Source organism: Streptomyces deserti (assembly GCF_054782695.1).
Genome location: NZ_BAAGRZ010000008.1, coordinates 121,396 through 147,556 on the forward strand (window position 1 = coordinate 121,396; position 26,161 = coordinate 147,556).

Consider the following 26,161-nt stretch of genomic DNA (forward strand, 5'->3'; position numbering starts at 1 on the left):
GAGGGCGGGGAGGAAATCCTCTGAGGCCGAAGGGCCGGGTACAACGGGTACAAGTAGTCCGGACCATCGACGCGCTCACATGTCGTGCATCCTACAAACATTTACTGCGTCGGCCGGGAGTTTTCCGTCACACGTGACGTCTCACGACAACTCCGCCGCCACCAGTTCGGCGATCTGCGCGGTGTTGAGCGCGGCCCCCTTGCGCAGGTTGTCCCCGCACACGAAGAGCTCCAGCGCCGTCGGGTCGTCCAGCGCGCGCCGTACCCGGCCGACCCACGTCGGGTCGGTGCCGACCACGTCGGCGGGTGTGGGGAACTCTCCGGCCGCCGGGTTGTCGAACAGGACGACACCGGGCGCGGTGGCGAGGATCTCGCGGGCCTTGTCGACGGTGACCTCGTCCTCGAAGCGGGCGTGCACGGTCAGCGCGTGCGCGGTGACCACCGGCACCCGTACGCAGGTCACCGCCACGGGCAGGGCGGGCAGGCCGAGGATCTTGCGGGACTCGTCCCGCACCTTCATCTCCTCCGACGACCAGCCGTCCTCGCGCGGCGACCCGGCCCACGGTACGACGTTCAGCGCGACCGGCTCCGGGAACGGCCCGGTGTTGTCCCCGACGGCCCGCCGTACGTCTCCGGGGCTGGTCCCCAGCTCCGTACCGGCGACCAGGGACAGCTGCTGGCGCAGTGTCTCCACACCGGCGCGCCCGGCCCCGCTCACCGCCTGGTACGAGGAGACGACCAGCTCGCGCAGCCCGAACTCGGCGTGCAGCGCGCCCAGCGCCACGATCATGGACAGTGTCGTGCAGTTGGGGTTGGCGATGATCCCGCGCGGCCGCATCCGTACGGCGTGCGGGTTGACCTCGGGCACGACGAGCGGCACGTCCTCGTCCATCCGGAACGTGCCGGAGTTGTCGACCACCACCACGCCCTTGGCGGCGGCGACGGGCGCCCACCGCGCGGCGAGCTCGTCGGGTACGTCGAACATCGCGACGTCGACCCCGTCGAAGGCCTCCTCGGTGAGCGCGACCACCTCGACCTGCTCGCCGCGCAGGGCCAGCTTGCGGCCGGCCGAGCGCGGCGAGGCGATCAGCCGGATCTCGCCCCAGATGTCCGCCCGCTGGGACAGGATCTGGAGCATGACCGTGCCGACGGCCCCGGTCGCACCCACGACCGCGAGCGTCGGCCTGCCGGTGCGCCCGGCCTCTCCGGTCATCAGCGTCCGGTGCCTCCGTAGACGACGGCCTCGTCGCTGTCGGAGTCCAGGCCGAAGGCGGAGTGGACGGCGCGGACGGCCTCGGGCACGTCGTCGGCCCGGGTGACGACCGAGATGCGGATCTCGGAGGTCGAGATCAGCTCGATGTTGACGCCGGCGTCGGACAGCGCGGTGAAGAAGTCGGCGGTGACACCCGGGTTGGTCTTCATCCCGGCGCCGACCAGCGAGATCTTCCCGATCTGGTCGTCGTAGCGCAGCGACTCGAAGCCGATGCCCGCCTTGTTCTTCTCCAGCGCGTCGATGGCCTTGCGGCCCTCGGTCTTCGGCAGCGTGAAGGAGATGTCCGTCAGGCCCGTGGAGGCGGCGGACACGTTCTGCACGATCATGTCGAGGTTGATCCCCGCGTCGGCGACCGTGCGGAAGATCGAGGCTGCCTCGCCCGGCTTGTCCGGCACGCCGACGACCGTGATCTTGGCCTCGGAGGTGTCGTGCGCGACACCGGAGATGATGGCCTGCTCCACCTGCTTGTCCCCTTGCTGAATCGGCTCGCTGCTGACCCACGTGCCCCGCAGCCCACTGAAGGAGGAGCGGACGTGGATCGGGATGTTGTACCGGCGGGCGTACTCCACACACCGGTGGAGCAGCACCTTCGACCCGGACGAGGCCAGCTCCAGCATGTCCTCGAAGGAGATCCAGTCGATCTTCCGGGCCTTCTTCACCACACGCGGGTCGGCGGTGAACACGCCGTCGACGTCGGTGTAGATCTCGCACACCTCGGCGTCGAGGGCCGCCGCGAGGGCGACAGCCGTCGTGTCCGAGCCGCCGCGGCCGAGGGTGGTGATGTCCTTGGTGTCCTGGCTGACGCCCTGGAATCCGGCGACGATGGCGATGTTGCCCTCGTCCAGCGAGTCCCGGATCCGGCCCGGCGTGACGTCGATGATCCGGGCTTTGTTGTGGACCGAGTCGGTGATGACACCTGCCTGGCTGCCGGTGAAGGACTGGGCCGAGTGGCCCAGGTTTTTGATCGCCATCGCCAGCAGGGCCATGGAGATCCGCTCTCCGGCGGTCAGCAGCATGTCGAGCTCGCGCCCGGCAGGCATCGGGGAAACCTGCTCGGCGAGATCGATCAGCTCGTCCGTCGTGTCGCCCATCGCGGAAACCACCGCCACCACCTGGTGGCCGTTCTTCTTGGCTTCCACGATCCGCTTGGCGACGCGCTTGATGCCTTCGGCATCGGCTACGGAGGAGCCTCCGTACTTCTGCACGACAAGGCCCACGTGCGCTCCTCGCTCAGTCCGTGTCTTTCCGCCCGTACGCATATGTACTGCGGTCGGCTCAGTCTAACGAGCGTCCGAAAAACCCTTCCGCGGTATCGCATGGTGAGATCTCCCGGCCGCTCGCCCAGACGTCTCCTGCCCAAGCGGGCGCACGCCACGCGAAAAGTGCCCCGCATCACAACCGCGGCCCCGGTGCGACCTGCGAAAACGAGACAACAGCGATAGGTGTGAATTAATATTCAAGCACTATCGTGCGGCTGTGCGCGTACTTCTGGTGGAAGACGATGAACCGGTCGCCGAGTCCCTCCGTCGCGGCCTGAAGCGGTACGGCTTCGAGGTCGAGTGGGTCACCACCGGCCAGGCGGCCCTCGCCCATGACGGCCCCTACGAGGTCGTCCTGCTGGACCTGGGTCTGCCCGACACCGACGGGCTGGACGTCTGCAAGGCGCTGCGGGAGCGCAGTGACGTGCCGATCATCGTGATCAGCGCCCGCAGCGAGGAGACGGACCGGGTGGTCGGCCTGGAGCTCGGCGCCGACGACTACGTCTCCAAGCCGTTCGGCGTGCGGGAGGTCATCGCCCGGATACGTGCGGTGATGCGGCGCATGCAGCCGCGCACGGCCGCGCCGGGCGCCCCGGAGAACGGCCCCGACCACTACGGCACGCGCCTGACCATCGACCGCAAGGCGGCCCGGGTACGGCTGGACGGCGAGGAGGTGAACCTCGCGCCCAAGGAGTACGACCTGCTGGCCTTCCTCACCGAGGAGCCCGGGGCGCTGATGTCGCGTGAGCAGATCATGGAAGCGGTCTGGGACGCGAACTGGTTCGGGCCGACGAAGACGCTGGACGTGCACGTGGCCGCGCTGCGCCGGAAGCTGAAGGGCGCGATCACCATCGAGGCGGTGCGCGGTGTCGGCTTCCGCCTGGAGATCGTCCGCGCCGACGGCGGCGACCCGTCATGATCCGCCAGCTCGTCCGCAGCTACGTCCTGCTCGTCGCGGTCGCCATCGCCCTGTTCACCGTGCCGGTGGCCTTCACCCTCACCAACCAGCTGCGGGGCGACACCAGGGCGGCCGTCCTGCGCGAGGCCGACGCCATGGCCCTGCTGCTGGGCAACGGCCGCGCCGACTCCTGCCGGGCCCTGGAGGAGATGGCCTGGGCCTACGAGGACCAGATCCAGGTGACCCCCGTCCAGGACTGCACACCGGCCCTGCCGCCCCCCGCGCGGGACGCGGCACTGGCCAGGGCCCTCCAGCGCGGGCAGCCCACGGTCGACTGGGGCTCCGACTTCATCTGGGGAGACCACCTGGTCGTCACGGTCCCCGCCCACCAGCAGGCCGCGGCCGGCGACAACGAAAAGGGCCCCGTCGTCGGCGCCGTACGCATCCGGTACTCGACCGGCGAGATGACCTCCCGCCTGTGGCAGATCTGGGGCTTCCGGGCGGTCCTCGCCGTGCTCGTCCTCGGGGTGGCCGCCCTGCTCGGTGTGGTCGCGGCCCGCCGCATCACGCGCCCGCTGCGTCAGCTCAACGACGTGGCGAGCAAGTTCAGCGAGGGCGATCTGACCGCCCGCTCCCCCGTGACCGGCCCGCCGGAGACCCAGACGCTGGCACGCACCCTCAACCAGGCCGGCGAACGCCTCGACACGCTCATCGCGTCCCAGCGGATCTTCGTGGCGGACGCGTCCCACCAGCTGAGGACCCCGCTGACGGCGTTGCGCCTGTCCCTGGACAACATCGCGGACGGCGTGGACGACGAGTTCGTCCGCGAGGACGTGGAGCAGGCCACCTCCGAGGTGGTCCGGATGAGCCGCCTGGTCAGCGGCCTGCTCGTGCTGGCCCGGGCCGAGGCCAAGGTGTCGGTCGCGGAGCCGCTCCCGCTGACGGACATCGTGCGGGAGCGGCTCGCGGTGTGGAGACCGGCCGCCGACGAGCGCGGAGTCACCATCGCGCTCGGGGGGAGTGCCGACGGCCGGCCGCTCGTGCTGGCCAGCCCCGGTCATCTGGATCAGGTGCTGGACAACGTGCTCTCCAACGCCCTGGAGGTCTCACCGGACGGTGGGACGATCACGGTCCGGGTGGAACCCAGGGGTGGCAAGGTGGCGATTTCCGTCCTGGACGAGGGCCCCGGCATGTCGGACGCCGAGAAGTCCCGCGCCTTCGACCGCTTCTGGCGCGGCCAGGGCCTGACCGGGAAGTCCGGTTCCGGCCTCGGCCTCGCCGTCGTCAAGCAGTTGGTGACCGACGACGGCGGGACCGTGACCCTCAAGGACGCGCCCGGGGGCGGGTTGTGCGTGACGATCACCCTGCGGGCGGGCTGACGGAGCTGAGGGTCAGCTCTCCGGCATCTTCGAGGAGTGGTGGTTGACGATCAGCCACTTGCCGTTGGCCTGCTTCTCGTACGCGTAGGTGTAGCGGGCCTTGACGGTGCTCTTGTTGCCCGTCTTGGGGTCGGTGAGCGCGAACTCGTATACCCCGGTGTCGATGACGGTGTCCTCGGCCAGGACGTTGACGCGCGAGTCGATCTTCGTGCCGAACGGCTTGTTCTGCAGGAAGTGCTCGAAGTAGTCGACGATCTCTGCTCTGTTGGTGCGGACCTGGTTGGAGACGGTGGGCAGCAGCACCGCGTCGCTCGCGTACAGGTCGGCCACCTTCTGCGGGTCACCGGTCTGCAGCGCGGCGTTCCAGTTGTCGAACAGCCCGAGGACCTGCGCCTTGGTCGCCATCGTGGCCGACCTCTTCTCCGCCTTGGCGGTGGGCTCGGCCCCGGCGACACCGACACCGGCGGCGAAGGTGCCGGCGGCGACGGCGGCGGCGACGGTGACGAGGGCGGCGCGCTTGCCTATGGACGGGCCTGCGGTACGACGGGTCATCGCTGTCTCCAGTGCGAGTGAGGGGAGTTGCTTCCTCCGGTTGCTCCGGGGAGGAAGTGACTCCAGACTCGCGGGACAGCGGTTAGGGGCCGTCCAATGGACGTACAGCCCGCGTCAAGGACTGATGCAAACCACGGAAAGTAGCCTTCCGTTCACTTTCCGCTCTTTCCCTCTCAGTCGACGAACTCCTTCAGCGGCTCGGTGTCGAGGGTGATGTTCACGGGGTCGGGGAGCTGGACGGTGTCGCCGAAGGGCCTGTTCACCTGCTGGCGGTAACGGCCGTCCTCGGGATCGGTGAAGACGGTCACCGTGCCGTCCTCCCGGTCGATGAGGAGGTAGACGGGGACACCCGCGGCCGCGTAACCGTCAGGCTTCTCGACGCGGTCGCGCTGAGCAGCATCGGAGTCCCACGAAGTGACCTCCACCGCCATCAAGGCCCGGGAGGTCTCCGACCACTCACCGTGTCCTTTCAAGGCGCCCGCGGGGAGCAGAACTCCGTCCGCCCGCGCTCGCCCCTTGCGGTAACGCTCCGTCTTGAGCCCGCGCTCCCCGTGCAGCCACAGGTCAGGGCGGTGCTGCATACACTGCCTCTGAAGCCAGGCGACGATCTCACTGTGGTTGCCGTCCGGCACGGGCTTGACCACGACCTTCCCGTTGATGAACTCCAGCCGCACGGTCTCCGGGGCATGGCGTTCCAGTTCCTCGAACTCCTCGACGGTCATCTGCGGCCGGTGCTCGGTCCTGGGGGTCATGGCGTCGCCTCCTCGACTCCATGGTGCCCTGACCGGCACGTCCTGCACGCTCACAGCAGCCCCGCCGCACGGCGGAGTGCGTTGACCTTCTCCGTCACGTCGATGACCTCGTCCGCGCCGGGCAGGCCGCCGCCGTCGCGCGGGCCGGGCAGGAACGTCTCCGGCACGTACGCGTGGACCGGTCCTTCCGCCTCGATCTCCGCCAAGCACTCACGGCACAGTCCGCCCACAATCTGGGCCGTCCGCTCGTCCGCGTCGCACAGTCCGCAGGCCATGACCACGCGGGTCACCTGGGCACGGCGTGCGGCCTTCTGCCGGACCTTGGCCTTCTTCGGGGGCATCTTGTTCTCCAATCGGTTGCGGGCGAATCCGCCCGGGTTGGCCACGGCCGACGGGAGCCCGTCGGTCAGAGCCCTGGTGATGTCGCCGGGGGTCGCGCCACGGGACAGCCACTCGGCGACGAGGGGTTCGAGGGAACGGCAGTCGCTGTCGGACAGGGGCATGCGGGGGTCTGCGCCACGGACCTCGGCAAGGGTCAGGTAGGCGGTGCTGTGCCGGTCGTCCGGCTCGGGCTCATCGGGCTCGGGTGCGGGTTCCTCGGCCTGCTCAGCACGGGCCAGGCCCGGCATGTGGTCCTCGGTCACGTCCCTGCCGTGCCGCTCCCGCGCGAACTCCTCCCACCACTCCGCAGACCTGCGCGTACGCGACCAGTACGTGCGCGTCACCCACCGCATCGAGTTGTCCTCGACGGTGATGTGCTCCTTGATCCAGCGCAGGTGGCCGGCGAGGGTGATGCGGCCCATCGAGGTGCGCACGGCCTGCTGGCCGTAGCGGGGATGCTCGGCCGCGATCGCCTTGTAGCCCATCGCGTGGCCCTCTTCGAGGTGGTCCACGAAGACGGCGATCTCGCGGTCACGAGGGCTCAGATGTGCGAAGTCCGGGTCCGCGTGCGGGTCTTCGTCACCCGCGAAGCGTTTGCCGTAGCCCGTTTTGGCCATCGGGTGGGACGGGGACGGCAGGGCGGGGCTAGGGTAGGAGCAAGCCACGATCGAACCTCTTCTTCGATCCGTAGGTCCAGGCCCCGGAGCCGGTGTTGGCGCACCGACCGGGGCCGATCTTTTGCCGCGAACCTAGAGCGGCTTTACGTTCCGACGCAAGCCGATCACGGAACGTCACTCATTCGGAGTACGCCGCCTCAACTCACGTACAGACAGGGTTGGTTGGGTTGGTTTTCAACCATCCCAAAAAACCAGAAACCCATGGGAGAGGCTCGAAGCCCGAAGCTCGGGCCCCGGGACTCAAGCTCCGGGCCGACCTGCGGAAACTTCGGCGAGAAAGGCCGTCCAGGCGGACGCAGTGAGGTGGAGCCGGGGCCCTGCGGGGACCTTGGAGTCGCGGACGTGGACGGTGGTGCGGGGGGCGGCGAGGGCGACCTCGACGCAGGCGCCGCCCTCGTCGTCGCTGTAGCTCGACTTGAACCACTTCAGCTGGTCACTCACGGCTGTCCACCATCCGCTCGACTCGGCTGACAACCCCCGGATCGGCCGAAAGCTCGCTGGCGAACTGCCCCTCCATGAAGGCGAAACGCTCGCGGTCACGGGTCTCCAGCAGCACCATGGGGCCCATGAGCGCGGCGGGGATGGCCCGCTCGAAGGGGAGCACTTGCAACACGACGTTCCGCAACTGCCCCACCTCCAGCAGGTGGCGCAGTTGTTCCGAAAGGCCGCCTTGCCCAGCCCTGATCGGCGTCCAAGGCGCTCGTCAGGCTGCGCCGGCCGTCCGATCTCCGTACTCGATGGTCACCGTGATCCTGGCGCCGAGCGCCTCCGCGTAGGTGCGCATGGTCTCGAGGTTGTGGATCTCTCCACGCTCGATCTGGGAGACCCGGGCCTGCGAGATCCCTGCCGACGCGGCCACCTGGGCCTGCGTCAGACCCTGCTCCTCACGGATCTCGCGTAGATGGTGACCGACCACATACGCCTCCGTCGCGGTACGCGCCGCCTGCTTGCGGGACTCCCACTCGGCGTCGGACACCTGGGGCTGGTGCTCCCGGACCCGGCGCTTGACCGCGGACCAGCTGCTGTACTGGCTCATCGGGACTCCCCGTCCATTCCTGCCTTGTCTGCGGCGGCCAGGTACTCGTCATAGCGGGCCTCGGCGAGAGGGATCGACTCTCGATACCAGTCCTGCCAACGACCGGACTTGTCCCCGGCAACCAACAGGATCGCCTCCCGCTTGGGATCGAAGACGAACAGAATCCGGATCTCCGTACGCCTCGAACTGCCCGGTCGTAGCTCCTTGAGGTTGTGGCTACGGCCGCCGGTGATCCGGTCGACGAGCGGGGCGCCCCGGCGCGGGTCCGCTCTCCGCCAGCATGTCGATCGCCGCTTCGACGAGGTCCGCTGACATCGGATCCTCCTCCGCGAGCTTGAGCAGCCACGACTCCACCGAGGCGTGGAGGTTGATCTCCCAGTTCATGCTCCGCATCCGAGCATACGACTCGGCCTCGCAAAAGGGAAACCTTATAACCCCAGCTCAACGAGTGAACCGGCTCATCCCGTACGCCTCGCGAAAGTCCTGGTCAGTTCGCCGGGCGCAGGCCCAGGGGCCGCGCGATCTCCTGGGCCATGACCCTGCCCGCCTCGATCTCCAGGGTGTCGTCGCCCATGCCCTGGTCGGTGTCCAGGCCGTCGAGTTCTTCGAGGGGCTGGTTGAGGCGGACGTGGGCCACCACCGACTGGAGGGCGCGCAGGGTCGCGGACGCCGTGGAGCCCCAGTTGGAGAAGTACGAGAACTGCCACCACCACAGGGCCTCTGTCGTGCGGCCGGCGCGGTAGTGGACCATGCCGTGGCGGAGGTTGGTGATGACGTCGGCGAGGTCGTCGGAGATGCGGGCCGGGACCGGGGCCTTGCGGGGCTCGTACGGGTCGAAGACCTCCGAGTAGACGTCGATCGGGTCCAGGAGGCGGGCCAGGTTCTCGCGGAGGTCGTCGACGTCCGGTTCCGGGCCCGGGTCGGGCTCGTAGCGCTCGTCGGGGACGATGTCCTCGTGGGCGCCCAGGCGGCCGCCGGCCAGGAGGAGTTGGGAGACCTCCAGCAGGAGGAAGGGGACCGCCGAGTCCGGCTCGTCGCCCTTCGCGACCTCCGTGACGGCGACCAGGAAACTCTCGATCTGGTCCGCGATCTGGACCGCGAAGTCGTCCGGGTTCTGGTGCGTCGCGTGCAGCGTGGCGTCAGACATCTAGGAGTCGTCTCCCCTCGAAGGCGCGGCCGAGTGTGACCTCGTCCGCGTATTCCAGGTCGCCACCCACCGGGAGGCCGCTGGCCAGGCGGGTGACCTTCAGGCCCATGGGCTTGATCATGCGGGCGAGGTACGTCGCTGTCGCCTCGCCTTCGAGATTCGGGTCCGTGGCCAGGATGAGCTCCGTGACCGTCCCGTCGGCCAACCGCGCGAGAAGTTCTCGTATACGCAGGTCGTCCGGGCCGACTCCGTCGATCGGGCTGATCGCGCCGCCGAGGACGTGGTAGCGGCCCCGGAACTCCCGGGTGCGTTCGATCGCCACGACGTCCTTCGGCTCCTCGACCACGCAGATGATCGCCGGGTCACGGCGGGGGTCGCGGCAGATGGAGCAGTGCTCCTCCTGCGCGACGTTGCCGCAGGCCGCGCAGAAGCGGACCTTGGCCTTGACCTCCATCAGGGCCTGCGCGAGCCGCCGTACGTCCGTCGGTTCCGCCTGCAGGATGTGGAAGGCGATCCGCTGGGCGCTCTTGGGACCGACGCCGGGCAGCCGCCCCAGCTCGTCGATCAGGTCCTGGACCACGCCTTCATACAACGGACTGCCGTCCTTCCTGGGGTTCCTTCAGTACGTACGGTAGAGGCCCGCCACCCGTCTTAGAAAGGCAAGCCGGGGAAGCCGCCGCCGCCGAGGCCCTGGGCGAGCGGGCCGAGCTTCTGCTGCTGGAGGTTCTGCGCGTTCTCGTTGGCCGCCTGCACGGCCGCCACGATCAGGTCGGCGAGGGTCTCGGTGTCCTCAGGGTCCACCGCCTTCGGGTCGATCTTCAGCGCCCGCAGCTCGCCGGCGCCGGTGACGGTGGCCTTCACCAGGCCGCCGCCCGCCTGTCCGTCGACCTCCGTCTGCGCCAGTTCCTCCTGCGCCCGCTGCAGGTCCTGCTGCATCTTCTGGGCCTGCTGGAGCAGCTGCTGCATGTTGGGCTGGCCACCACCGGGGATCACGATCAGCTCCTGTGTCGTACGGCTGTCCGGGCGAGGTTTTCCCGCCTGGCACGAGCCTACGTGGTCCAGGCAGCCGTCGCCCCAGCACTCTTTCGAGTGAGTCCGAGTCGCGCCCTATACCTGATCAAGACCTACTTCCGGGCGGAAAAGTGGCGAAACCTTCCCCTTCGCCACCCATTGGGCGGTAGGAAGGGTCCGGCGCGTCAGCATCAGCATCAGCAGGGCCATCGGATGTCACGCAGCGTGATCGTGCGAGGTCGGCGTGATCAGCGGAGTCGGTCGGGTCAGTCGTCAGTAGGGAGTGCCGGGTGGGTCAGCCGGAGATGCAGCCCGAGGGGCCGCCTCAGGACAGGCGGGGCGAGGGGGCGGCCGGGCTGCGGCCGGGCGATCTGACCGGGCGGGCCTTCCCGCTCGGGGACTGGGGTGAGCCGGCGGCCCGGCTGGACGAGCTGTACCGGTGGGTGGAGCGCGGGGCGCTGGACACGGCGGCCTGGTACCTCGCCGATCGGGTGTGGAAGCGGCGGGGGGCGCGGGCGCTGCGGTGTGGAGCGGCCTTGGGGGCCGTGGCCGGGGCCGCGCTGCCGCTGCTGGATCTGACGGGGGTCGTCGGCGGGGTCGCGCCCTGGGGGTATCTCGCGCTGCTGATGGGGGTGGCGTGTGTGGCCGGGGACCGGTTCTTCGGAGTGACGTCCGGGTGGATAAGGGACGTGGCGACCGCGCAGGCCGTGCAGCGGCGGTTGCAGGCGTTGCAGTTCGACTGGGCGTCGGAGAGTGTGCGGGAGGTTCTCGGGCCGACGGAGGGGACCGCGGCGGAGGCTGCCGAGCGGTGTCTTGGGGTGTTGCGGCGGTTCTCGGAGGACGTGACGGAACTGGTGCGGGTGGAGACGGCCGACTGGATGGTGGAGTTCCGGACGGGTGGGGCTCCGTTGGGGATCCAGTCGGCGGTCGCGCACGGGGTGGGGCGGCAGGATGCGGGTGCTGTGAACGGGCGGTTTCCCATGCCGCCAGGTCCCGCCCGGCCGAACATGCCTCGGCAGCGGCCGCCCGAGCCGCGGTGAGGTTGCCCGGTTCTACGGGGTTCACTGGTGCTCGGCGTTGGTGCTGGGGCCGCGCCGCAGCCAGGCCCTGGACACGTCAGGCTGCGGCAAGGGTCACTCCCGCGCCACGGGCTCCCTGCACAGGTCCTCCCGTTCCGCGCACGGCAGATGGCCGTGTCTGCGGATCGCGCCTCGGCTCGTGCCCTCGTCGAGGTAGGCGAGGAAGCTGTCGGCGAGGGAGCCGAGCCGGGTGCCGCCGTAGGTGTAGGCGTACTCGACGCCGCGGTAGGGGTACGCGCTGCCGTCCTGTTCGATGCGGTCCACGTCGCCGGCCTGCCCGTTGATCGTCACCAGCCGCAGGCCCCGCTTGTCCCGCGGGTCCTTGGCGAACGCGCGTTCGCTCTCCTCGGCGAGGTTGAGCTCGCTGTAGCCGATGGCGCCCGGCTGCTCGGCGACCTTCTTCAGGACGTCCTCGGTGGAGCCGAGTTCGCAGCGTGTGACGGGGGTGTCGGTGGTCGTGCCGCCGGGCGGGCGGCAGTCCAGGGACGTCGTGGGGGCCATCTCCCACTTCTTGTCCAGGAGCTTGTTCTGGAGGATCTGCCGGGTGCCCGAGTAGGCGTCCCGGCTGACGAGGACGACGGGCAGATCGTCCAGCCCTCTGCCTTTCAGCCGGCTCCAGCGGGTGATCGTGCCGTCGTAGAGGGCGTTGAGTTCGGCCCTGGTCAGGCCCTTGGGGCCGAGGTCGATCCGCTCGTTGACGACGAGGGTGAACACGGACAGCGCGATCGGTTCGCGCCACTGCTTCATGCCCAGGCGGTCGCCCATGGGGCCGTCCGAGAAGGCGATCATGGAGCGGGCCTCGTCGGGCGACCGGGTGCCCGTGTCGTGCAGTTCCTTGACGCCGGCCTCGCTGCCGCGTGCCTCGATCGTGATGTCGGCGCCCTCGCAGTCCTTCTCGTACTCCCGGGCCAGCGTCTCGACCACCGGGGCGAAGGCGGTCGAGCCGACCACCGTCAACTCGCCCTGCTCGCAGCCGATCGGCGGCCGGGTGTCGTCGCGCAGCAGGATGATGCCCGCGAGCACCATGACGGAGACGGTGAGCAGGGCGGTGAACACCCGGGCGGGAAAGCTGAACAGCGGTGGTTTGTCGTCCGCGGTCACGCCCCGGTTGGGGCGCACCTCGCCGTCGCGGAGGCCGCCGGTCAGCCGGATGTCGCGGCCCACGTCGCCGCCGGACAGCAGCACCAGCAGCTTGAAGTGGTCGCCTCGGTTGAGCGGGACGCGCGGGATGCGCAGGGTGTTGCCGTCGTAGCCGAAGCCGCGGGCCGCCGTGAAGTGGTCCATGAGGTGGTCGGTGTGCGAGGGCTGGGTGACGGAGACGCCGCGGATGACGCGGTCGGTGAACACCGCGGTCAGGCCGTGCGGTTCGGGGCCCGTGTAGTCGTCACGGCCGATGCCCAGCGAGCCGTCGTTCTCGACGCGCAGCAGGACGAGGGTCGCGTCGGCCATCACCGGGGCCTCGTCGAAGAGACCGAGCCGTACGTTGGCCCGGCCCGAGCGCACGTCGTCGCCGATCGGGTTGTCCATCTGCACGCGGTAGCCGATCCGCTTGCGGCGCGGCACCCGGCGCTCGTACCAGACCATGACGCCCGAGGCGACGATGCCGAGGATCGCCGTACCCACGGCGACGAGGTTCTCCGCGCTCAACCACTCCACTGTGGTGCCCCCGCGACTGCCCAGAGTTCGACCGGGTGAACACCGTACGGCCGTGCGAGAGCGCATTCCGGACTCGTCGGCGGAAGTTCGCCCGACGTTCAACGGCCGCCTGAGAGAGGGGGACTTGGCCACACCCCCGGTCCCTCCGCCCTGTCCCTCCCCCGTGTCACTCCCCCGTCTCCCTCTCCCCGCGTCACTCCCTCGTGTACGTCAGCTTCTCCCCGGTGCTGGTGTTCACCCGCTGGAGCGTGCCGTCCGGGAGGACGGTGATCTCGGTGGCCTCGCCCGGTGAGCAGGCACTGCGCGGCCGGCCGACGGTGACGCTGGACGGGCCCATCCGCAGCGGGCCGTCGGCGCCCGGGGAGGCCGTGAGTTCGGCCTCGAACACGCAGTGGTAGGTGCCGCTCGCGGTGGGCCCGTCGGCGACGAGGGACAGGACCGTGTCGCCCACCTCGCCCTGCTGGATGGTCAGCCGGCGGGTGTGCTCGCCGTCCGCGTTGTCGATGGCCGCGGTCCAGGTGCCGAGGTACGCCGTCGGGATCGTGCCGTCCGCCGCCGGAGTGGTCGGCTGCGTGGTCGTCGGGGACGGTCCGGGGGTGGTGGGTCCGGTGGCCGTGGGCGCGCTGGTGGTCTGCGTGGTACTCGGGTCGCCGCCGGCCCGGTCGCCGTTGCCGCCGCCTTCCATCAGCGCGTAGACCGTGCCGCCCGCGGCGAGCGCGACGACCAGCGCTATCACGACCAGCAGCGCGGTGGAACGGCCGTCTCTTCGCGGCGGCTCCTGCTGCGGGCCGTACGGCGGCGTCGGGCCGAAGGGCGGCGGGCCGTACGGCGGGGTGGAGCCGAGAGCGCCGTGCGCGGGGTACGGCGGCGGGGTGCCTGGGGCGTAACCGTAGGCCGGCGGCTGGGGGTGCTGGAGGGCGTGGCCGTACGCGGGAGCCTGGGGGTGACCCGGCGTGGCCGGGGCCGGGCTCGGCGGGGGTGTCGTCGGGGACTGACCCGCGACGAGGGTGGGGAGGTGGTCGAGGGGCGCGGCGCTGCCCGGCCGGCCCGGCGGGGGCGGGCCGGGGGTGCCGAAGGGCGTCGCCGCCGGGGCCGGGGTCGGCGACGCGTCGTCGGCGGCGGGGGCGTGCTCGGGCGTGGGGCCGGGGCCGGGTCGATCGGGCCCGTCGGCCTGACCGGCCCGGTCGGTGTGGTCGGCGCGGTGGGTCCGGTCGGCCGTCCCCGGCTGCCCCTCCGGGTTCTCCGTGTCCAGCAACCGCACCGCATGGCGCCCGAGTTGGGCCACCAGGGCGCTCGGCAGCCAGGGGTCGCGGGAGCGGCCGTCGGCGACCGTGTCGTCGGCGCCGGTGCGCTCCAGGACGCGGTCGAGCGTGGGACGCGCGGCCGGGTCCTTGCGCAGGCACTCCCGGACCAGGTCGGCGATGCCCTCGGGGACGCCCTCCAGGTCGGGCTCCTCCTGGGCGATGCGGAACATCAGGGCGTGCACGCCGCTGTTGGCGGTGCCGAAGGGCAGCCGGCCGGTCGCGGCGTAGGCGAGGACCGAGCCGAGGCAGAAGACGTCGCAGGCGGGGGTGATCCGGTCGCCCCGGACCTGCTCGGGCGCCATGAAGCCGGGCGATCCGACGAGCGCGCCGGTCCGGGTCAGTCCCCCGTCGGTCACGGTCTGCAGGGCCCGCGCGATGCCGAAGTCGATGACCCGCGGGCCGTCGATGGTCACCAGCACGTTGGACGGCTTGAGGTCGCGGTGCACGATCCCGGCGGCGTGGATGTCCTTCAGCGCGTGCGCGAGCCCGGCCGCGAGGATGCGCACCGACCGCTCGGGCAGGGCCCCGTGGTCCTGGCCCACGACCTGCTGCAGGCTGGGCCCGGCGACATACCCGGTGGCGACCCACGGGACGCCGGCCTCGGTGTCGGCGTCCAGCACCGGAGCCGTCCAGTGGCCGCCGACCCGCCGCGCGGCCCGCACCTCCTGCCGGAACCGCTCCCGGAACTCCTCCTGCCGCGCCAGCTCCTCGCGCACCAGCTTCACGGCGACGGTGCGCCCGCGCTCCGACCGGGCCAGATAGACGTACCCCATGCCGCCCGCACCGAGCCGCCCCAGCAGCCGATACGCGCCGATCCGCTGCGGATCCCCGGGCCCCAGCTTCTCCATCGCCCAGCCGCCTTCCCCCCGTACGTGAGCAACAGAGTGAGGATTTCATTCCGCGTTCGTGACGTCCATCAGGTTCCACGAGGTCCATGGAATGCCAAGGTCAGAGGCTGGGTGATTGTCGTACCCCACTCAGGTCTGTGAGACATGTGTGCGATGGCGGCGCCCCCCGCCGGGCGGTTGGAGCACCATCGGGGCACGCATCCGCGAGGCACGCCGCGCCGCCGACCTCTCACAGGTGACGCTTGGCGAGCGCTTCCGTGACCACAAGACCATCCACCGCCAGGAGTACGCCGAACGCGCCCCATTCAGCGATCTGCTCCACCTGGCCGACGCTCTCCATACCTCGCTCGCCGACCGGGTCCGCTGAGCGGCCGCCCCCGACGGGGGAACGCAGGGGCGCGCCGCCGTCCGCTACCGACGCGAGCGACGGCGGCCGGTGGCGGGGATCAGTGTGTCGCGGCAACGCCGCGCCGTGCCTGCCGGTACTCCTCGTACAGCTGGTCACCGGTTTCGCACGGGACGCCAGCGTTCCCCCCGTCCTCGTTCACGCTCATGCAGCTCGGGCAGGAGGCGCAGTGCTCCCCCAGGCGCCGGAGCGCGTCCTGCTCGGGTGTCTCCCGTCCGGCGTGGATGTGCTGGTAGTGGTCACACAGGGCATTCAAGACGTGGGCGAGTTTCCGGGCGTACACCACGCCGCCGCTCAGTCCAGGAGCAGCGCGCAGCTTCCCGCGTGCCTCCCCTGCACACGCCAGCGCGCAGTACCGCGGGACGCTCTCCTCCGGCAACTTCTTGGCCAGTTGCTCGATCTCGGGAGCGAGCAGCTCGATATGCCCGCGCAGCGTGGCGGTGAGGGTGTCCAGCTCTGCGGCGGTCGACGGCAGGACGTCCGGCCCGTCGTCCGGTCCGAGCAGACGGCGCACGGTCGCGCGCATCGTCGAGAGGTCGACCGGGCGCGGATCCATCGCGCCGTAGCCCGGGGTTTCGATCAGTTGCTTCGTGCTCATGCCGTGAGGTCCCCTCGCCGGAGTGCGTCCGCCAGTCGCATGGCCACATCCGCACGTACGCGCCCGGAGTTCCACCAGGCCGAGGGCCGGTGGTCCCGCGTCGACCGCGAGCGACGGCAGCACGATCCCCGCCCGATCGAGAGCCGACCTCAGCGACTCCACGGCCTCGCATGGATCGACGTCTTGCGACTCGTGTGCTTTGACCATGAACAGGACGGTAGAAAAGGTGAGTTGCTCACCGCACCATAGGTTTCTCAGAGTTTCTTGACTGCCTGGCAGAGTTGCGTCATGTTTCTCAGAAAGGCCAACTGTTCCAGGTGCCCGTGGCGTTGGCTTCGGGGAGGCTGGCCACGCCAAGTCCCCGACGGGAGGGAAGATGATGCGGCGGATTCGGTTCAACGGTACGGGCTCAGGAGGCGGCGGCTGCCCCGGTGTGCACGAGGACTTGGACTCGGGTGAGGTGATCGTGCACGGGCCGCCGCTCACGGACCCCGCGGACCTGGAACAGCTGCAGCACTTCGACGAAGGTGAAGTCGCTGTTGTCGTACCGCGCAACACGCTGGTCGACTTCGGGCCGCGCGACGAGACCCCACTGCTCATCAACGCCGAGGAAGAGTTCGACCGCCTCTTCACAGCCTTCCACCACACCGCCTGGCGGCTGGAGACCAGGCGACGCTACGCCAGTGACGAACAACCGAAGAGTGGGCGCAGTTCGTGAAGGGACGGCCCATCGACTGGAACTACGACGACGCCTGGTGCCGCAACGTACGAGCGCAGACAGCGCAGGGCAAACGGTTCGAGCGCGTGCGCCTGGTCGACACCCCGCCCACCCCCGGGCAGCTCTACCTGCGCAGCAACGCCGTGCGGAACTGCGCCGTCGGCGAGGACATCCGAAACCTCACACGCGCCGAGGCCGAGAAGCTGCACCTGCCCGCCGAGGACTTCTGGCTGTTCGACCCCCGGCTGGTGGCCCGGCTGATCTTCGACGGGGAAGACAACCTCACCGGTGCGGAGCTCACCACCGAGCCGGCCGCGGTGAACCGCTACTGCCAGGTGCGGGATGCGGCCTGGCACTATGCGGTCCCGTTCGCACAGTTCGAGATCGACGGCACTGATGTGAGGTCCGGTGAGCACTGACTATCAGCAGGCACGCGAGGCACTGGGACTACGCCTCCGCGAACTCAGGCTCACATGCCCTGATGGTCGGCTCACCGGCACGCAGTTGGCCGAGCGCCTCGGGCCGGGCTGGACGAAGTCGAAGGTGAGCAAGCTCGAGAACGGCCGCCAGACGGCCGAGGCGGAGGAACTCCGGGCGTGGGCTGAGGCCACCGGGCATCCGGACGCGTACGACGGGCTGCTGGCCCAGCTGCGCGGCTTCGAATCCCACATCCGATCGTGGCGCCGGCAACTGGCGTCCGGCCATCGGCCTGTGCAGGACGCCATCACCGCCGAGCACGACCGCACGCGGGTGCTGACCATCTGGGAGAACAACCTCATCCCGGGGATGCTCCAGACGGCCGACTACGCCCGCCACGTCCTCACCAGGCACGCCAACCTCATGCAGTCGCCGCGGGACACCGAGGACGCCGTACGCGCTCGCATCAGGCGCCAGGAGGGGCTGTATGAGCCGGGCCGGAAGTACCGGATCATGATGTGGGAAGGGGCGCTGTACTCCCTGGTGTGCCCGCCCTCCGTGCTGGCCGCGCAGCTTGACCGCCTCGTCAGCGTCATCGGGCTGGACACGCTGGAGCTCGGAGTTGTCCCGTTCGCCGCGTCCCTCAAGATCTATCCGGGTAACGGCTTCTGGGTCTACGACGAGCGTCGTGTGGTCGTCGAGGACTGGCACGCGGAACTGTGGCTCGACGACTCGGACACCGTTGCGACCTACCTGCGGGTCTGGAACATGCTGCGGGAGTCCGCGGTGCACGGGCCAGATGCTCAGAACGTGATCAACCGGGCTCGGCGCGCCACGGGTCCCCGATAACGACGAAAAGGCAGGGGCCGGCGGTCTCGGCGCGGACCCCAGAGCGGGCCTTCTCGGTGTCGGTCCGCAGCTGCTGCACGTCCGCGTCGGTGCGGTTCGTGCGGCGCTGCCAGGCAGCATACGCGTCGCCGGTCGCCGAGAAGTCGACGATTGGCCGCGCCGGGCTCGGTTTCGAAGCCGTTGGCTTCCCGCCCGGGCGGGGCGCGTTCGCCTACACCCAGGCATAGAGGTCCGGTCCCGGGCACTGGGTGCTGCAGCCCTCCGTGTGGCTGAGGGCGAATGACCGCGGCGGCTCTCTTCATCACCGTTGTTCATCCGATCGGGTGAACGTCCCCGAGCTGAGGCAACCGCACAGCACGTTCACAAGTCACACACTGCCAACGCACAACATCCCAGGGGGGACAATGAGCCAGCAATACCCGCAGCAGCCGAACCAGCCCAACCCGCCCCAGCAGCCGCAGCAGCAGCCCGGCTACGGATACCCCGCCCCCGGCTACGGCGCCCCGGTACCCCAGCCGCCGAAGAAGCGCAGCTTCGCGAAGATCGCTGGCCTCGGTTGCGGCGGCATCCTGGCCCTCTTCGTCATCATCGGCGTCGCGGCCAGCGGCGGGAGCGACGGCTCCAGCGACAGCAAGAGCAGCGACAAGTCCGTCACTGCCAAGGAGCCTCAACGCGAGGAGAAGATCGAAGGCCCCGCCGAGAAGGCTCCCGCGGAAGACAAGCCCGCCAAGGAGGAGCCCGCGGCCCAGGGCCCAGTGAAGGTCACCGCGAAGAAGACAGGGTTCTCCAAGAGCATCCTCGCCGACAGCAGCGATTACACCAGCGTGCTGATCACCATCACGAACAACGGCGACGAGCAGCTCGACGTGAACCCGCTGTACTTCTCCATCACCGACGCCGACGGCACCAAGCACACTGCCGAGCTGGCCGTCGACGAGAACCAGATCGACACCGTGAAACTGGCGCCAGGCGAGAACATCTCCGGCACCATCACCGGCAAGGGGAAGTTCAGCCCGAAATACGTGACCTACACCGATGGGCTCCTCGGCGACTCGATCCGCGCCGACGTGTCCTGACGCTGCGCATTCGCCAGCTGCGCGCTGGGGCCCGGCGGTGTCCCCGCCCACCGGTTACTGCGGCATGACCGGCACCGTCGTCTGGTTGGCCCAGCCGTCCTACGACGACGTCGTCGAGGGCTGCGTGAAGGCTCTCGCGAGCAGCCGAAGGCTGGGGGACTCTGACGCTCCCCCCGTCTCCGCGCAGGCACGGCGCGGTGAGCTGGGCGTTGTCTACGGTTCCGCGACAGGCGGGCCCACTTGTTCGAGCACCGCCGACAGCCGTTCCAGTACGCGCACCGCCTCGGCGAGTTCCGCCTCGCCGTACGCCTTCGCCAGCCGGTCGGCGAAGGCCGCGTGCCCGGGGTCGATGCGGGCGATGGCCGCGCGGCCCTCCTCGGTGGGGGCGAGGAGCTTGGCGCGGCGGTGGGCCGGGTTGGGCCGGTACTCGGCGAGACCGCGCTCCACCAGCAGGTCGGCGATGCGCTGCACGCTCTGCCGGGTGATGCCCATGGCCCGGGCGATCCCGGAGACCGGCAGGGGCTCGCGCAGTACGGCCCCGAGGACCTGCCACCAGGCGGCGGTGAGCCCGGCGGGCCGGGCCAGCTCCTCGGCCACGGCGAGGAACTGGCCATTGAGCCGGAAGACGCCGAGGGCGCTCCGGCTCAGCAGCTCCTGACGCTCCCGGCTCATGCCGCCCCGGCCTCCTCGAGCACGGCGTAGGCCGCCGGGTCGGAGTCGTGGAACAGCCGGTACCAGGCGTCGAGCACCTCGCCCTCGTACACGCCGAGGAGGCGGAAGACCTCCCGGGCGAGGGCGACGGGCTCGGTGGGGCCGGCGGTGACCAGCTTTCCGTCGGTGACGGCGTCGGTCTCGACGTACCGCTCGCCGCCCGCGTAGCCGGTCGCGGCCAGGTAGAAGGAGACCGCGCTGGTGTGGGCCCGGTCGTCGAGCAGACCCTCCCGGGCCAGTCCGGCCGTGGCCCCGCAGATCGCGGCGACGGGCACACCCGCGTCGAGGAACTCCCGGGCCTTGCGGGCGAACGGGGCGAGGTCGTCACTCGTGTCCCAGAGGTCCGCGCCCGGGAGGATCAGCAGGGAGCTGTCCTCCGGTCGTACGTCGTCCAAGGCGAGGTCGGGCTGGACGCGCAGTCCACCGATGCTCCTGACGGGGGCGGTGGACGGGCCGACGGTGCGGATCCCGTACCCGGCGCGGGCGAGGAAGGCGGTGGTGTGGCCGGTCTCCCAGTCGGCGAGGGTGTCGTACACGGCGAGGTGGACGGGCTTGCGGTCGTGGCCGGTGCTGCCGGTGCTGCCGTTCATGGCTCCTCCTCGGGCCCGAATGATTATGACAACATGCTGTCACTAACGCAGCATGCTGTCAATGCAGGCCATCGACAACCTGTCGCGGAAAGCCCCCAACCCCAGACAGGACGCCGATGTCGCCCCCGCCGTGGGCGCGCCTACGCTCACCCGCATGACCCCTCATCCTCAGCCGGATCCGCAGGTCGGCGCGGCCGTGAAGGCCGCGGACCGCGCGCATGTGTTCCACTCCTGGTCCGCCCAGGAGCTCATCGACCCGCTCGCCGTCGCCGGCGCGGAGGGGTCGTACTTCTGGGACTACGACGGCAGGCGCTACCTCGACTTCAGCAGCGGGCTCGTCTACACGAACATCGGCTACCAGCACCCGAAGGTCGTCGCCGCGATCCAGGAGCAGGCGGCACGGATGACGACGTTCGCGCCCGCCTTCGCGATCGAGGCGCGGTCGGAGGCGGCGCGGCTCATCGCCGAGCGGACGCCGGGCCACCTGGACAAGATCTTCTTCACCAACGGGGGCGCCGACGCCGTCGAGCACGCCGTGCGCATGGCGCGGCTGCACACCGGGCGGCCGAAGGTGCTGTCGGCGTACCGCTCGTACCACGGCGGTACGCAGCAGGCCGTGAACATCACCGGCGACCCGCGCCGCTGGGCCAGCGACAGCGGCTCGGCGGGCGTCGTGCACTTCTGGGCGCCCTTCCTCTACCGCTCCCGGTTCTACGCCGAGACCGAGGAGCAGGAGTGCGCCCGGGCCCTCGAACACCTGGAGACGACGATCGCCTTCGAGGGGCCCGCGACCGTCGCGGCGATCGTCCTGGAGACGATCCCGGGCACGGCCGGGATCATGGTGCCGCCGGCCGGGTATCTCGCCGGGGTCCGGGAGATCTGCGACAAGTACGGGATCGTCTTCGTCCTGGACGAGGTCATGGCGGGCTTCGGGCGGACGGGCGAGTGGTTCGCGGCGGACCTGTTCGGGGTCGTGCCGGACCTGATGACCTTCGCCAAGGGCGTCAACTCGGGGTACGTGCCGCTGGGCGGGGTCGCGATCTCGGGGCGGATCGCGGAGACGTTCGCCCGGCGGCCCTACCCGGGCGGTCTGACGTACTCCGGGCATCCTCTGGCGTGCGCGGCGGCCGTGGCCACCATCAACGTGATGACGCAGGAGGGGGTCGTGGAGAACGCGGCCCGGCTGGGGGCCGAGCTGATCGGGCCCGGGCTGCGCGAGCTGGCCGAGCGGCACCCGTCGGTGGGCGAGGTGCGCGGGACCGGCATGTTCTGGGCGCTGGAGCTGGTGCGGAACCGGGAGACCCGCCAGCCGCTGGTCCCCTACAACGCGACCGGCGAGGCGAACGCCCCGATGGCCGCGTTCGGCGCCGCCGCGAAGGCACACGGCCTGTGGCCGTTCATCAACATGAACCGCACGCATGTGGTGCCGCCCTGCAACCTCACCGAGGCCGAGGCCAAGGAGGGCCTGGCGGCACTGGACGCGGCGCTGTCGGTGGCGGACGAGTACACGGAGTGAAGGCGAGCACACAGAAGTAAACCCGTCAGTAAGGGACGGGGCCGCGCGGAGCCCGAACGCGTAAGGTGGCGTGCCCGTACACATGTACGTGCACGCCCCCCGAACGCGACGAGGGAGACGCTCCGACCATGCCCGCCCCCCGCACCAGCGGAAACGGCTCCGTGACACGCAGCACCCTGCGGCAGCAGATCGCCGACGCGCTGCGCGACGAGGTGCTGGCGGGGCGGCTGCAACCCGGGCAGGAGTTCACGGTGAAGGAGATCGCCGAGCAGTACGGCGTCTCCGCGACCCCCGTGCGCGAGGCGCTGGTCGACCTGTCCGCGCAGGGGCTGCTCGACGCCGACCAGCACCGCGGCTTCCGGGTGCACGAGTACTCGGCCGACGACTTCCGCGGCATGATCGAGGCCCGCAGCCTGGTCATCGACGGCATGTTCCACGCCCTCGCCGACGGCCGCAGGTACATACAGCCCGACGACCCCCGGGTCGCCGCCGCGCTCGCCGGGGTCCGGCGCCGCGGCGAGGAGGCCCAGCGCGCCGCCACCGCCGGGGACCTCACCGTGCTGATCGGCTACGACCTGCGCTTCTGGCGCGAGCTCGGCGCCCTGTTCGGCAACCCCTACCTCTCCGACTTCCTGCACCGGCTGCGCGTCCAGACCTGGGTGTGCGCGGTGCAGCATCTGCGGCGGCTGCGCGACCTGCGCGGGCAGCTGTGGTGCGGCCACACCGAACTGGTCGACGCCCTGTCGCGCCGCGACACCGCCGCCGCCCGGTCGATCGTCGACGCGTACGACACCCACTCCCTCGCCCTGATCGAACGGCTGGCGGGGGCCTGAGGACCATCAGTTCGGGTATGGGACGAGCACGCACCGATTACCCTGCTTGACCAGCGTTCCCGTTCGGACAGCTGCCGTGCTGCCGCGCTTGCCGTGCTGCGTGTGAGGAGTCCTCTTTTGGCCTGTGACCTGTGGCTGGTACCGCTCGTCGACGTGTTGTGCCACACGCCCGACAACCCGTTCGCCGAGGAACTCGCGCAATACAACAAGGTGCTGGCCGAGGCCGGGCTGCCGCCGGTGCCGGTGTACCAGTACATGCCGGGGCTGTCCGGCGACGTCGCCCCGGTCGCCGGCTTCGACTACGACGCGCTGCACTTCCTGCGCCGCGTGTACCTGCTCCAGGTCCGCGGCCTGCCGGTGACCCCGGTCGACGACCTGGGCGGCGACTACGAACAGCTCCTGGAGATGTTCGAGTCCACGGCCCAGCAGTCGCACCTCGTCTGGCACTACGACCACGCGGGCGCGTACGTCCCCGTCGACTTCCCGCAGCCGCTCGCCAACGACGACCTGATGGCGGCGGGCGGTCCGCTGGGCTCCTCCCAGGCCCTCCTGCGGGAGCTGGAGTACGTCGCCCCCTCGATCGGCATCGATCCGGCCAACCCCCCGGCGCCCCCGCATCCCCCGCTCGCCCCGACCGAGTTGGAGGAACCGGCCGTCCCCGCCCCGTACGACCCGAGCCCCTTCGCCCGCGAACGCCACGTCTGGCTGGGGCTGCACGCGGCGGCGACGCGGAGTCTGGCGCAGGGGTCGATGATCGTCTTCAGCTGACGGCCGGGCTGGGGAAGTACGCGCAACGCACGCAAACGGCTGCCTCCCGCGGGTGCGGAAGGCAGCCGTCGGTCCGGCAGGCGGCTCAGAGGAACGAGTTGACCTGGATCGTCTCGTCGCGGCCCGGCCCCACGCCGATCGCCGAGATCGGTGCGCCGGACATCTCCTCCAGCGCCTTGACGTAGTTCTGCGCGTTCTTCGGCAGGTCGGAGAAGGACTTCGCCTTGCTGATGTCCTCGCTCCAGCCCGGCATCATCTCGTAGACCGGCTTGGCGTGGTGGAAGTCCGTCTGGGAGTACGGGAGTTCCTCGACGCGCTTGCCGTCGATCTCGTACGCCACGCAGACCGGGATCTGCTCCCAGCCGGTGAGGACGTCGAGCTTGGTGAGGAAGAAGTCGGTCAGGCCGTTCACGCGGGTCGCGTAGCGGGCGATCACCGCGTCGAACCAGCCGCAGCGGCGGTCCCGGCCCGTCGTCACACCCCGCTCGCCGCCGATGCGGCGCAGCGCCTCGCCGTCCTCGTCGAACAGCTCCGTCGGGAACGGACCGGCGCCGACGCGGGTCGTGTACGCCTTCAGGATGCCGATCACGCGGCTGATCTTCGTCGGGCCGACACCCGCGCCGGTGCAGGCGCCGCCCGCGGTGGGGTTGCTGGACGTCACGAACGGATACGTACCGTGGTCGATGTCCAGCAGGGTGCCCTGGCCGCCCTCGAAGAGGACGACCTTGTCCTCCTCCAGCGCCTGGTTCAGGATCAGGACCGTGTCGGCGACGTACGGCCTGATCTTCTCCGCGTAGCCCAGCAGCTCCTCGACGACCTGCTCGACGGCGATCGCGCGCCGGTTGTAGAGCTTGGTGAGGATCTGGTTCTTGACGTCGAGGGCCGCCTCGACCTTCTGGGTCAGGATCGACTCGTCGTACAGGTCCTGCACCCGGATGCCGACGCGGTTGATCTTGTCGGCGTACGTCGGGCCGATGCCGCGCCCGGTCGTGCCGATCTTGCGCTTGCCGAGGAAGCGCTCGGTCACCTTGTCGACCGTGACGTTGTACGGCGTGATGATGTGCGCGTTTCCGCTGATGAGGAGCTTGGAGGTGTCGACGCCGCGCTCGTTCAGTCCGCTCAGCTCGGAGAGCAGGACCGACGGGTCGACGACGACGCCGTTTCCGATGACCGGCGTGCAGCCGGGGGACAGGATTCCGGAAGGGAGCAGGTGGAGGGCGTACTTCTGGTCGCCCACGACTACCGTGTGGCCGGCGTTGTTGCCGCCCTGGTAGCGCACCACATAGTCGACGGAACCACCGAGGAGGTCCGTCGCCTTTCCCTTGCCTTCGTCACCCCACTGAGCACCGAGCAGCACAAGTGCGGGCACGCGCGTACACCCCTTCCGGGCGGGGCATGTCCATGGTCAGGGGCGTACGCGGTGGGATTCCGCCGCGTGCACCGCGACCGCCGTTGGCCGCCAACCGTCGGACCGGATGCCCCGGAATAGACGAAGCCCCTGGCGCGTCAGCGCAGCGCAAGGGGCTCTTGCACAAAGATGCTACCCGAGGAAGCGAGGCATGGCCGAGGTGGCGACTCCTCCGACGTCCGATCAGCTGCTGGTAGTCATCGATCCGGTCGCCCGCAGGACGGACGGAGAATCCGTACGCATCGCGAAAGACGTGCTCAGCGCGGGTGCCGCCATCAAGGTCTGCCTGCCGGACGGGCCGGAGGAATTCGCCCGGGCCCTGGAGCGGCGGGGGTCGCGGCGGCCGGTGGTGGTCGGCGACGACCGGGCGCTGGTGCGCGCGGTGTCGCTGCTGCACCGGCATCGGGAGCTGGCGGCGTGCGCGCTGTCGGTGGTGCCGGTGGGCCCGGTACTCGGGCTCGTCCGGTCGCTGGGGGTGCCGACGGGGACGGTGGCGGCGGCGCGGGCCGTGCTCGACGGGGAGGAGCGGCGGATGGATCTGCTGGTCGACGACAGTGACGGGGTCGTGCTGGGCGCACTGCGGATCCCGCCGGTCTCGGCGGTGCCGGGGCAGGAGGCCGAGGTGACCGAGCCGGGGCGGCCGTGGCTGCGGACCTGCCAGTCCCTGGTACGGACGCTCGTACCGACCCGCCCGTCCCGCGGCGTCAGATCCGCACCCGCGCCCGGGCCCTCGCGGCTGCGGGTCGAGGTCGACGGCGAGACCCTCGTCGACCTGCGCCAGCCGGTGGAGGCGGTGTCGGTCACACCGGGGGACTCGGGCGTGGCCTCGGTCGAGGTGCGGCCGGTGTCGGTGGGGGCGGAGGCGTCACCGCTGCTGGCCGAGGGCCGGACGGTGACCGTGTCCGGGGCGCACTTCCGCTACCGGGCGGACGCGGTGGTGTCGGGGCCGGTGCGGACGCGGACGTGGGTGGTGCGGGAGGGGGCTTGGGGGCTTACGGTGCCGGGGGTGTCGTGAGTCAG

General features: G+C 70.3%; 27 protein-coding genes and 3 pseudogenes. 11 read left to right on the plus strand and 19 right to left on the minus strand.

The features are described from left to right. Nucleotides 1–141: 141 nt before the first annotated feature. Both ACYVMZ_RS16715 and ACYVMZ_RS16720 read right to left on the minus strand, forming a co-directional pair. Nucleotides 142–1,212, minus strand: coding sequence for an aspartate-semialdehyde dehydrogenase (locus ACYVMZ_RS16715; RefSeq protein ID WP_461080256.1), 1,071 nt, complete (start codon nucleotides 1,210–1,212; stop codon nucleotides 142–144). Next, nucleotides 1,212–2,489 (minus strand): aspartate kinase, encoded by a 1,278-nt coding sequence (locus ACYVMZ_RS16720; protein WP_461080258.1) that lies wholly within the window; start codon nucleotides 2,487–2,489, stop codon nucleotides 1,212–1,214. The genes ACYVMZ_RS16715 and ACYVMZ_RS16720 overlap by 1 nt, the downstream gene beginning before the upstream one ends. Before the next feature lie 259 nt (nucleotides 2,490–2,748). Here ACYVMZ_RS16720 and ACYVMZ_RS16725 point away from each other — a divergent pair, with 259 nt between their 5' ends. Beyond that, nucleotides 2,749–3,450, plus strand: coding sequence for a response regulator transcription factor (locus ACYVMZ_RS16725; protein ID WP_461080260.1), 702 nt, complete (start codon nucleotides 2,749–2,751; stop codon nucleotides 3,448–3,450). Further along, nucleotides 3,447–4,808, plus strand: a complete 1,362-nt coding sequence (locus ACYVMZ_RS16730) for a HAMP domain-containing sensor histidine kinase (protein WP_461080262.1) — start codon at nucleotides 3,447–3,449, stop codon at nucleotides 4,806–4,808. Before ACYVMZ_RS16725 ends, ACYVMZ_RS16730 begins: the two co-directional genes overlap by 4 nt. A 12-nt stretch (nucleotides 4,809–4,820) precedes the next feature. Here ACYVMZ_RS16730 and ACYVMZ_RS16735 read toward each other — a convergent pair whose 3' ends face one another. The 10 genes and pseudogenes from ACYVMZ_RS16735 to ACYVMZ_RS16780 form a co-directional block, all read right to left on the minus strand. Further along, complete coding sequence (locus ACYVMZ_RS16735; protein ID WP_461080264.1) at nucleotides 4,821–5,360, minus strand: SgcJ/EcaC family oxidoreductase; 540 nt, start codon at nucleotides 5,358–5,360, stop codon at nucleotides 4,821–4,823. A 173-nt stretch (nucleotides 5,361–5,533) separates the two neighbouring features. Then, nucleotides 5,534–6,112, minus strand: coding sequence for a Uma2 family endonuclease (locus ACYVMZ_RS16740; protein ID WP_461080266.1), 579 nt, complete (start codon nucleotides 6,110–6,112; stop codon nucleotides 5,534–5,536). 50 nt (nucleotides 6,113–6,162) lie between these two features. Continuing rightward, on the minus strand, nucleotides 6,163–7,158 hold the full coding sequence (locus tag ACYVMZ_RS16745; RefSeq protein WP_461080268.1) for a hypothetical protein: 996 nt from the start codon (nucleotides 7,156–7,158) through the stop codon (nucleotides 6,163–6,165). 252 nt (nucleotides 7,159–7,410) lie between these two features. Further along, the gene (locus tag ACYVMZ_RS16750; RefSeq protein WP_461080270.1) at nucleotides 7,411–7,611 is read right to left on the minus strand and encodes a DUF397 domain-containing protein; all 201 of its coding nucleotides are present in this window, start codon (nucleotides 7,609–7,611) and stop codon (nucleotides 7,411–7,413) included. Continuing rightward, nucleotides 7,604–7,855, minus strand: coding sequence for a Scr1 family TA system antitoxin-like transcriptional regulator (locus ACYVMZ_RS16755; RefSeq protein ID WP_461080554.1), 252 nt, complete (start codon nucleotides 7,853–7,855; stop codon nucleotides 7,604–7,606). Before ACYVMZ_RS16755 ends, ACYVMZ_RS16750 begins: the two co-directional genes overlap by 8 nt. A gap of 18 nt (nucleotides 7,856–7,873) precedes the next feature. Then, nucleotides 7,874–8,206, minus strand: a complete 333-nt coding sequence (locus tag ACYVMZ_RS16760) for a helix-turn-helix domain-containing protein (RefSeq protein WP_461080272.1) — start codon at nucleotides 8,204–8,206, stop codon at nucleotides 7,874–7,876. Continuing rightward, nucleotides 8,203–8,599: pseudogene (locus ACYVMZ_RS16765) on the minus strand (type II toxin-antitoxin system RelE/ParE family toxin). The gene ACYVMZ_RS16760 and the pseudogene ACYVMZ_RS16765 overlap by 4 nt, the downstream one beginning before the upstream one ends. A 94-nt stretch (nucleotides 8,600–8,693) precedes the next feature. Beyond that, entirely contained in the window at nucleotides 8,694–9,353 is a 660-nt protein-coding gene (locus ACYVMZ_RS16770; protein ID WP_461080274.1) for a DUF5063 domain-containing protein, read from the minus strand. Then, a complete protein-coding gene (gene recR / locus ACYVMZ_RS16775; RefSeq protein WP_461080276.1) occupies nucleotides 9,346–9,945 on the minus strand; it encodes a recombination mediator RecR in 600 nt (199 codons plus the stop codon). The genes ACYVMZ_RS16770 and recR overlap by 8 nt, the downstream gene beginning before the upstream one ends. 59 nt (nucleotides 9,946–10,004) lie before the next feature. Continuing rightward, on the minus strand, nucleotides 10,005–10,346 hold the full coding sequence (locus tag ACYVMZ_RS16780; protein WP_461080278.1) for a YbaB/EbfC family nucleoid-associated protein: 342 nt from the start codon (nucleotides 10,344–10,346) through the stop codon (nucleotides 10,005–10,007). Between the two features lie 308 nt (nucleotides 10,347–10,654). Between ACYVMZ_RS16780 and ACYVMZ_RS16785 the strand changes: the two genes are divergently transcribed. Then, complete coding sequence (locus ACYVMZ_RS16785) at nucleotides 10,655–11,404, plus strand: SLATT domain-containing protein (RefSeq protein ID WP_461080280.1); 750 nt, start codon at nucleotides 10,655–10,657, stop codon at nucleotides 11,402–11,404. A 93-nt stretch (nucleotides 11,405–11,497) separates the two neighbouring features. Here ACYVMZ_RS16785 and ACYVMZ_RS16790 read toward each other — a convergent pair whose 3' ends face one another. After that, entirely contained in the window at nucleotides 11,498–13,099 is a 1,602-nt protein-coding gene (locus ACYVMZ_RS16790) for a PstS family phosphate ABC transporter substrate-binding protein (protein ID WP_461080282.1), read from the minus strand. A gap of 193 nt (nucleotides 13,100–13,292) precedes the next feature. Then, entirely contained in the window at nucleotides 13,293–15,251 is a 1,959-nt protein-coding gene (locus tag ACYVMZ_RS16795) for a serine/threonine-protein kinase (protein WP_461080284.1), read from the minus strand. Between the two features lie 235 nt (nucleotides 15,252–15,486). On the opposite strand from ACYVMZ_RS16795, the gene ACYVMZ_RS16800 reads away from it, so the two are divergent. After that, nucleotides 15,487–15,618, plus strand: coding sequence for a hypothetical protein (locus tag ACYVMZ_RS16800; RefSeq protein ID WP_461080286.1), 132 nt, complete (start codon nucleotides 15,487–15,489; stop codon nucleotides 15,616–15,618). Between the two features lie 79 nt (nucleotides 15,619–15,697). On the opposite strand, the gene ACYVMZ_RS16805 is transcribed toward ACYVMZ_RS16800, so the two are convergent. Both ACYVMZ_RS16805 and ACYVMZ_RS16810 read right to left on the minus strand, forming a co-directional pair. Continuing rightward, entirely contained in the window at nucleotides 15,698–16,255 is a 558-nt protein-coding gene (locus ACYVMZ_RS16805; RefSeq protein ID WP_461080288.1) for a DUF6415 family natural product biosynthesis protein, read from the minus strand. Beyond that, nucleotides 16,252–16,462, minus strand: a pseudogene (locus ACYVMZ_RS16810) (hypothetical protein). The gene ACYVMZ_RS16805 and the pseudogene ACYVMZ_RS16810 overlap by 4 nt, the downstream one beginning before the upstream one ends. A gap of 169 nt (nucleotides 16,463–16,631) precedes the next feature. Here ACYVMZ_RS16810 and ACYVMZ_RS16815 point away from each other — a divergent pair. From ACYVMZ_RS16815 to ACYVMZ_RS16825, 3 genes and pseudogenes are all read left to right on the plus strand, one after another. After that, nucleotides 16,632–17,392: pseudogene (locus ACYVMZ_RS16815) on the plus strand (DUF6879 family protein). Continuing rightward, the gene (locus ACYVMZ_RS16820) at nucleotides 17,382–18,239 is read left to right on the plus strand and encodes a helix-turn-helix domain-containing protein (RefSeq protein WP_461080290.1); all 858 of its coding nucleotides are present in this window, start codon (nucleotides 17,382–17,384) and stop codon (nucleotides 18,237–18,239) included. The pseudogene ACYVMZ_RS16815 and the gene ACYVMZ_RS16820 overlap by 11 nt, the downstream one beginning before the upstream one ends. Before the next feature lie 404 nt (nucleotides 18,240–18,643). Next, entirely contained in the window at nucleotides 18,644–19,315 is a 672-nt protein-coding gene (locus tag ACYVMZ_RS16825) for a DUF4352 domain-containing protein (protein WP_461080292.1), read from the plus strand. A 213-nt stretch (nucleotides 19,316–19,528) separates the two neighbouring features. On the opposite strand, the gene ACYVMZ_RS16830 is transcribed toward ACYVMZ_RS16825, so the two are convergent. Together ACYVMZ_RS16830 and ACYVMZ_RS16835 are read right to left on the minus strand one after the other, a co-directional pair. After that, nucleotides 19,529–19,987, minus strand: a complete 459-nt coding sequence (locus ACYVMZ_RS16830) for a MarR family winged helix-turn-helix transcriptional regulator (RefSeq protein ID WP_461080294.1) — start codon at nucleotides 19,985–19,987, stop codon at nucleotides 19,529–19,531. Next, a complete protein-coding gene (locus ACYVMZ_RS16835; RefSeq protein ID WP_461080296.1) occupies nucleotides 19,984–20,616 on the minus strand; it encodes a type 1 glutamine amidotransferase family protein in 633 nt (210 codons plus the stop codon). Before ACYVMZ_RS16835 ends, ACYVMZ_RS16830 begins: the two co-directional genes overlap by 4 nt. A 154-nt stretch (nucleotides 20,617–20,770) precedes the next feature. On the opposite strand from ACYVMZ_RS16835, the gene ACYVMZ_RS16840 reads away from it, so the two are divergent. The 3 genes from ACYVMZ_RS16840 to ACYVMZ_RS16850 all read left to right on the plus strand — a co-directional run bounded on the left by ACYVMZ_RS16840 (nucleotide 20,771) and on the right by ACYVMZ_RS16850 (nucleotide 23,733). Continuing rightward, entirely contained in the window at nucleotides 20,771–22,132 is a 1,362-nt protein-coding gene (locus ACYVMZ_RS16840; protein ID WP_461080298.1) for an aminotransferase class III-fold pyridoxal phosphate-dependent enzyme, read from the plus strand. 128 nt (nucleotides 22,133–22,260) lie between these two features. Continuing rightward, nucleotides 22,261–22,965: a GntR family transcriptional regulator gene (locus ACYVMZ_RS16845; RefSeq protein ID WP_461080301.1), complete on the plus strand. Its 705-nt coding sequence runs from the start codon at nucleotides 22,261–22,263 to the stop codon at nucleotides 22,963–22,965. Between the two features lie 117 nt (nucleotides 22,966–23,082). Further along, a complete protein-coding gene (locus ACYVMZ_RS16850; RefSeq protein ID WP_461080303.1) occupies nucleotides 23,083–23,733 on the plus strand; it encodes a hypothetical protein in 651 nt (216 codons plus the stop codon). 85 nt (nucleotides 23,734–23,818) lie between these two features. On the opposite strand, the gene ACYVMZ_RS16855 is transcribed toward ACYVMZ_RS16850, so the two are convergent. Then, a complete protein-coding gene (locus ACYVMZ_RS16855; protein WP_461080305.1) occupies nucleotides 23,819–25,102 on the minus strand; it encodes an adenylosuccinate synthase in 1,284 nt (427 codons plus the stop codon). Between the two features lie 190 nt (nucleotides 25,103–25,292). Here ACYVMZ_RS16855 and ACYVMZ_RS16860 point away from each other — a divergent pair, with 190 nt between their 5' ends. Next, nucleotides 25,293–26,156: a diacylglycerol kinase family protein gene (locus ACYVMZ_RS16860; RefSeq protein WP_461080307.1), complete on the plus strand. Its 864-nt coding sequence runs from the start codon at nucleotides 25,293–25,295 to the stop codon at nucleotides 26,154–26,156. Nucleotides 26,157–26,161: the final 5 nt, after the last annotated feature.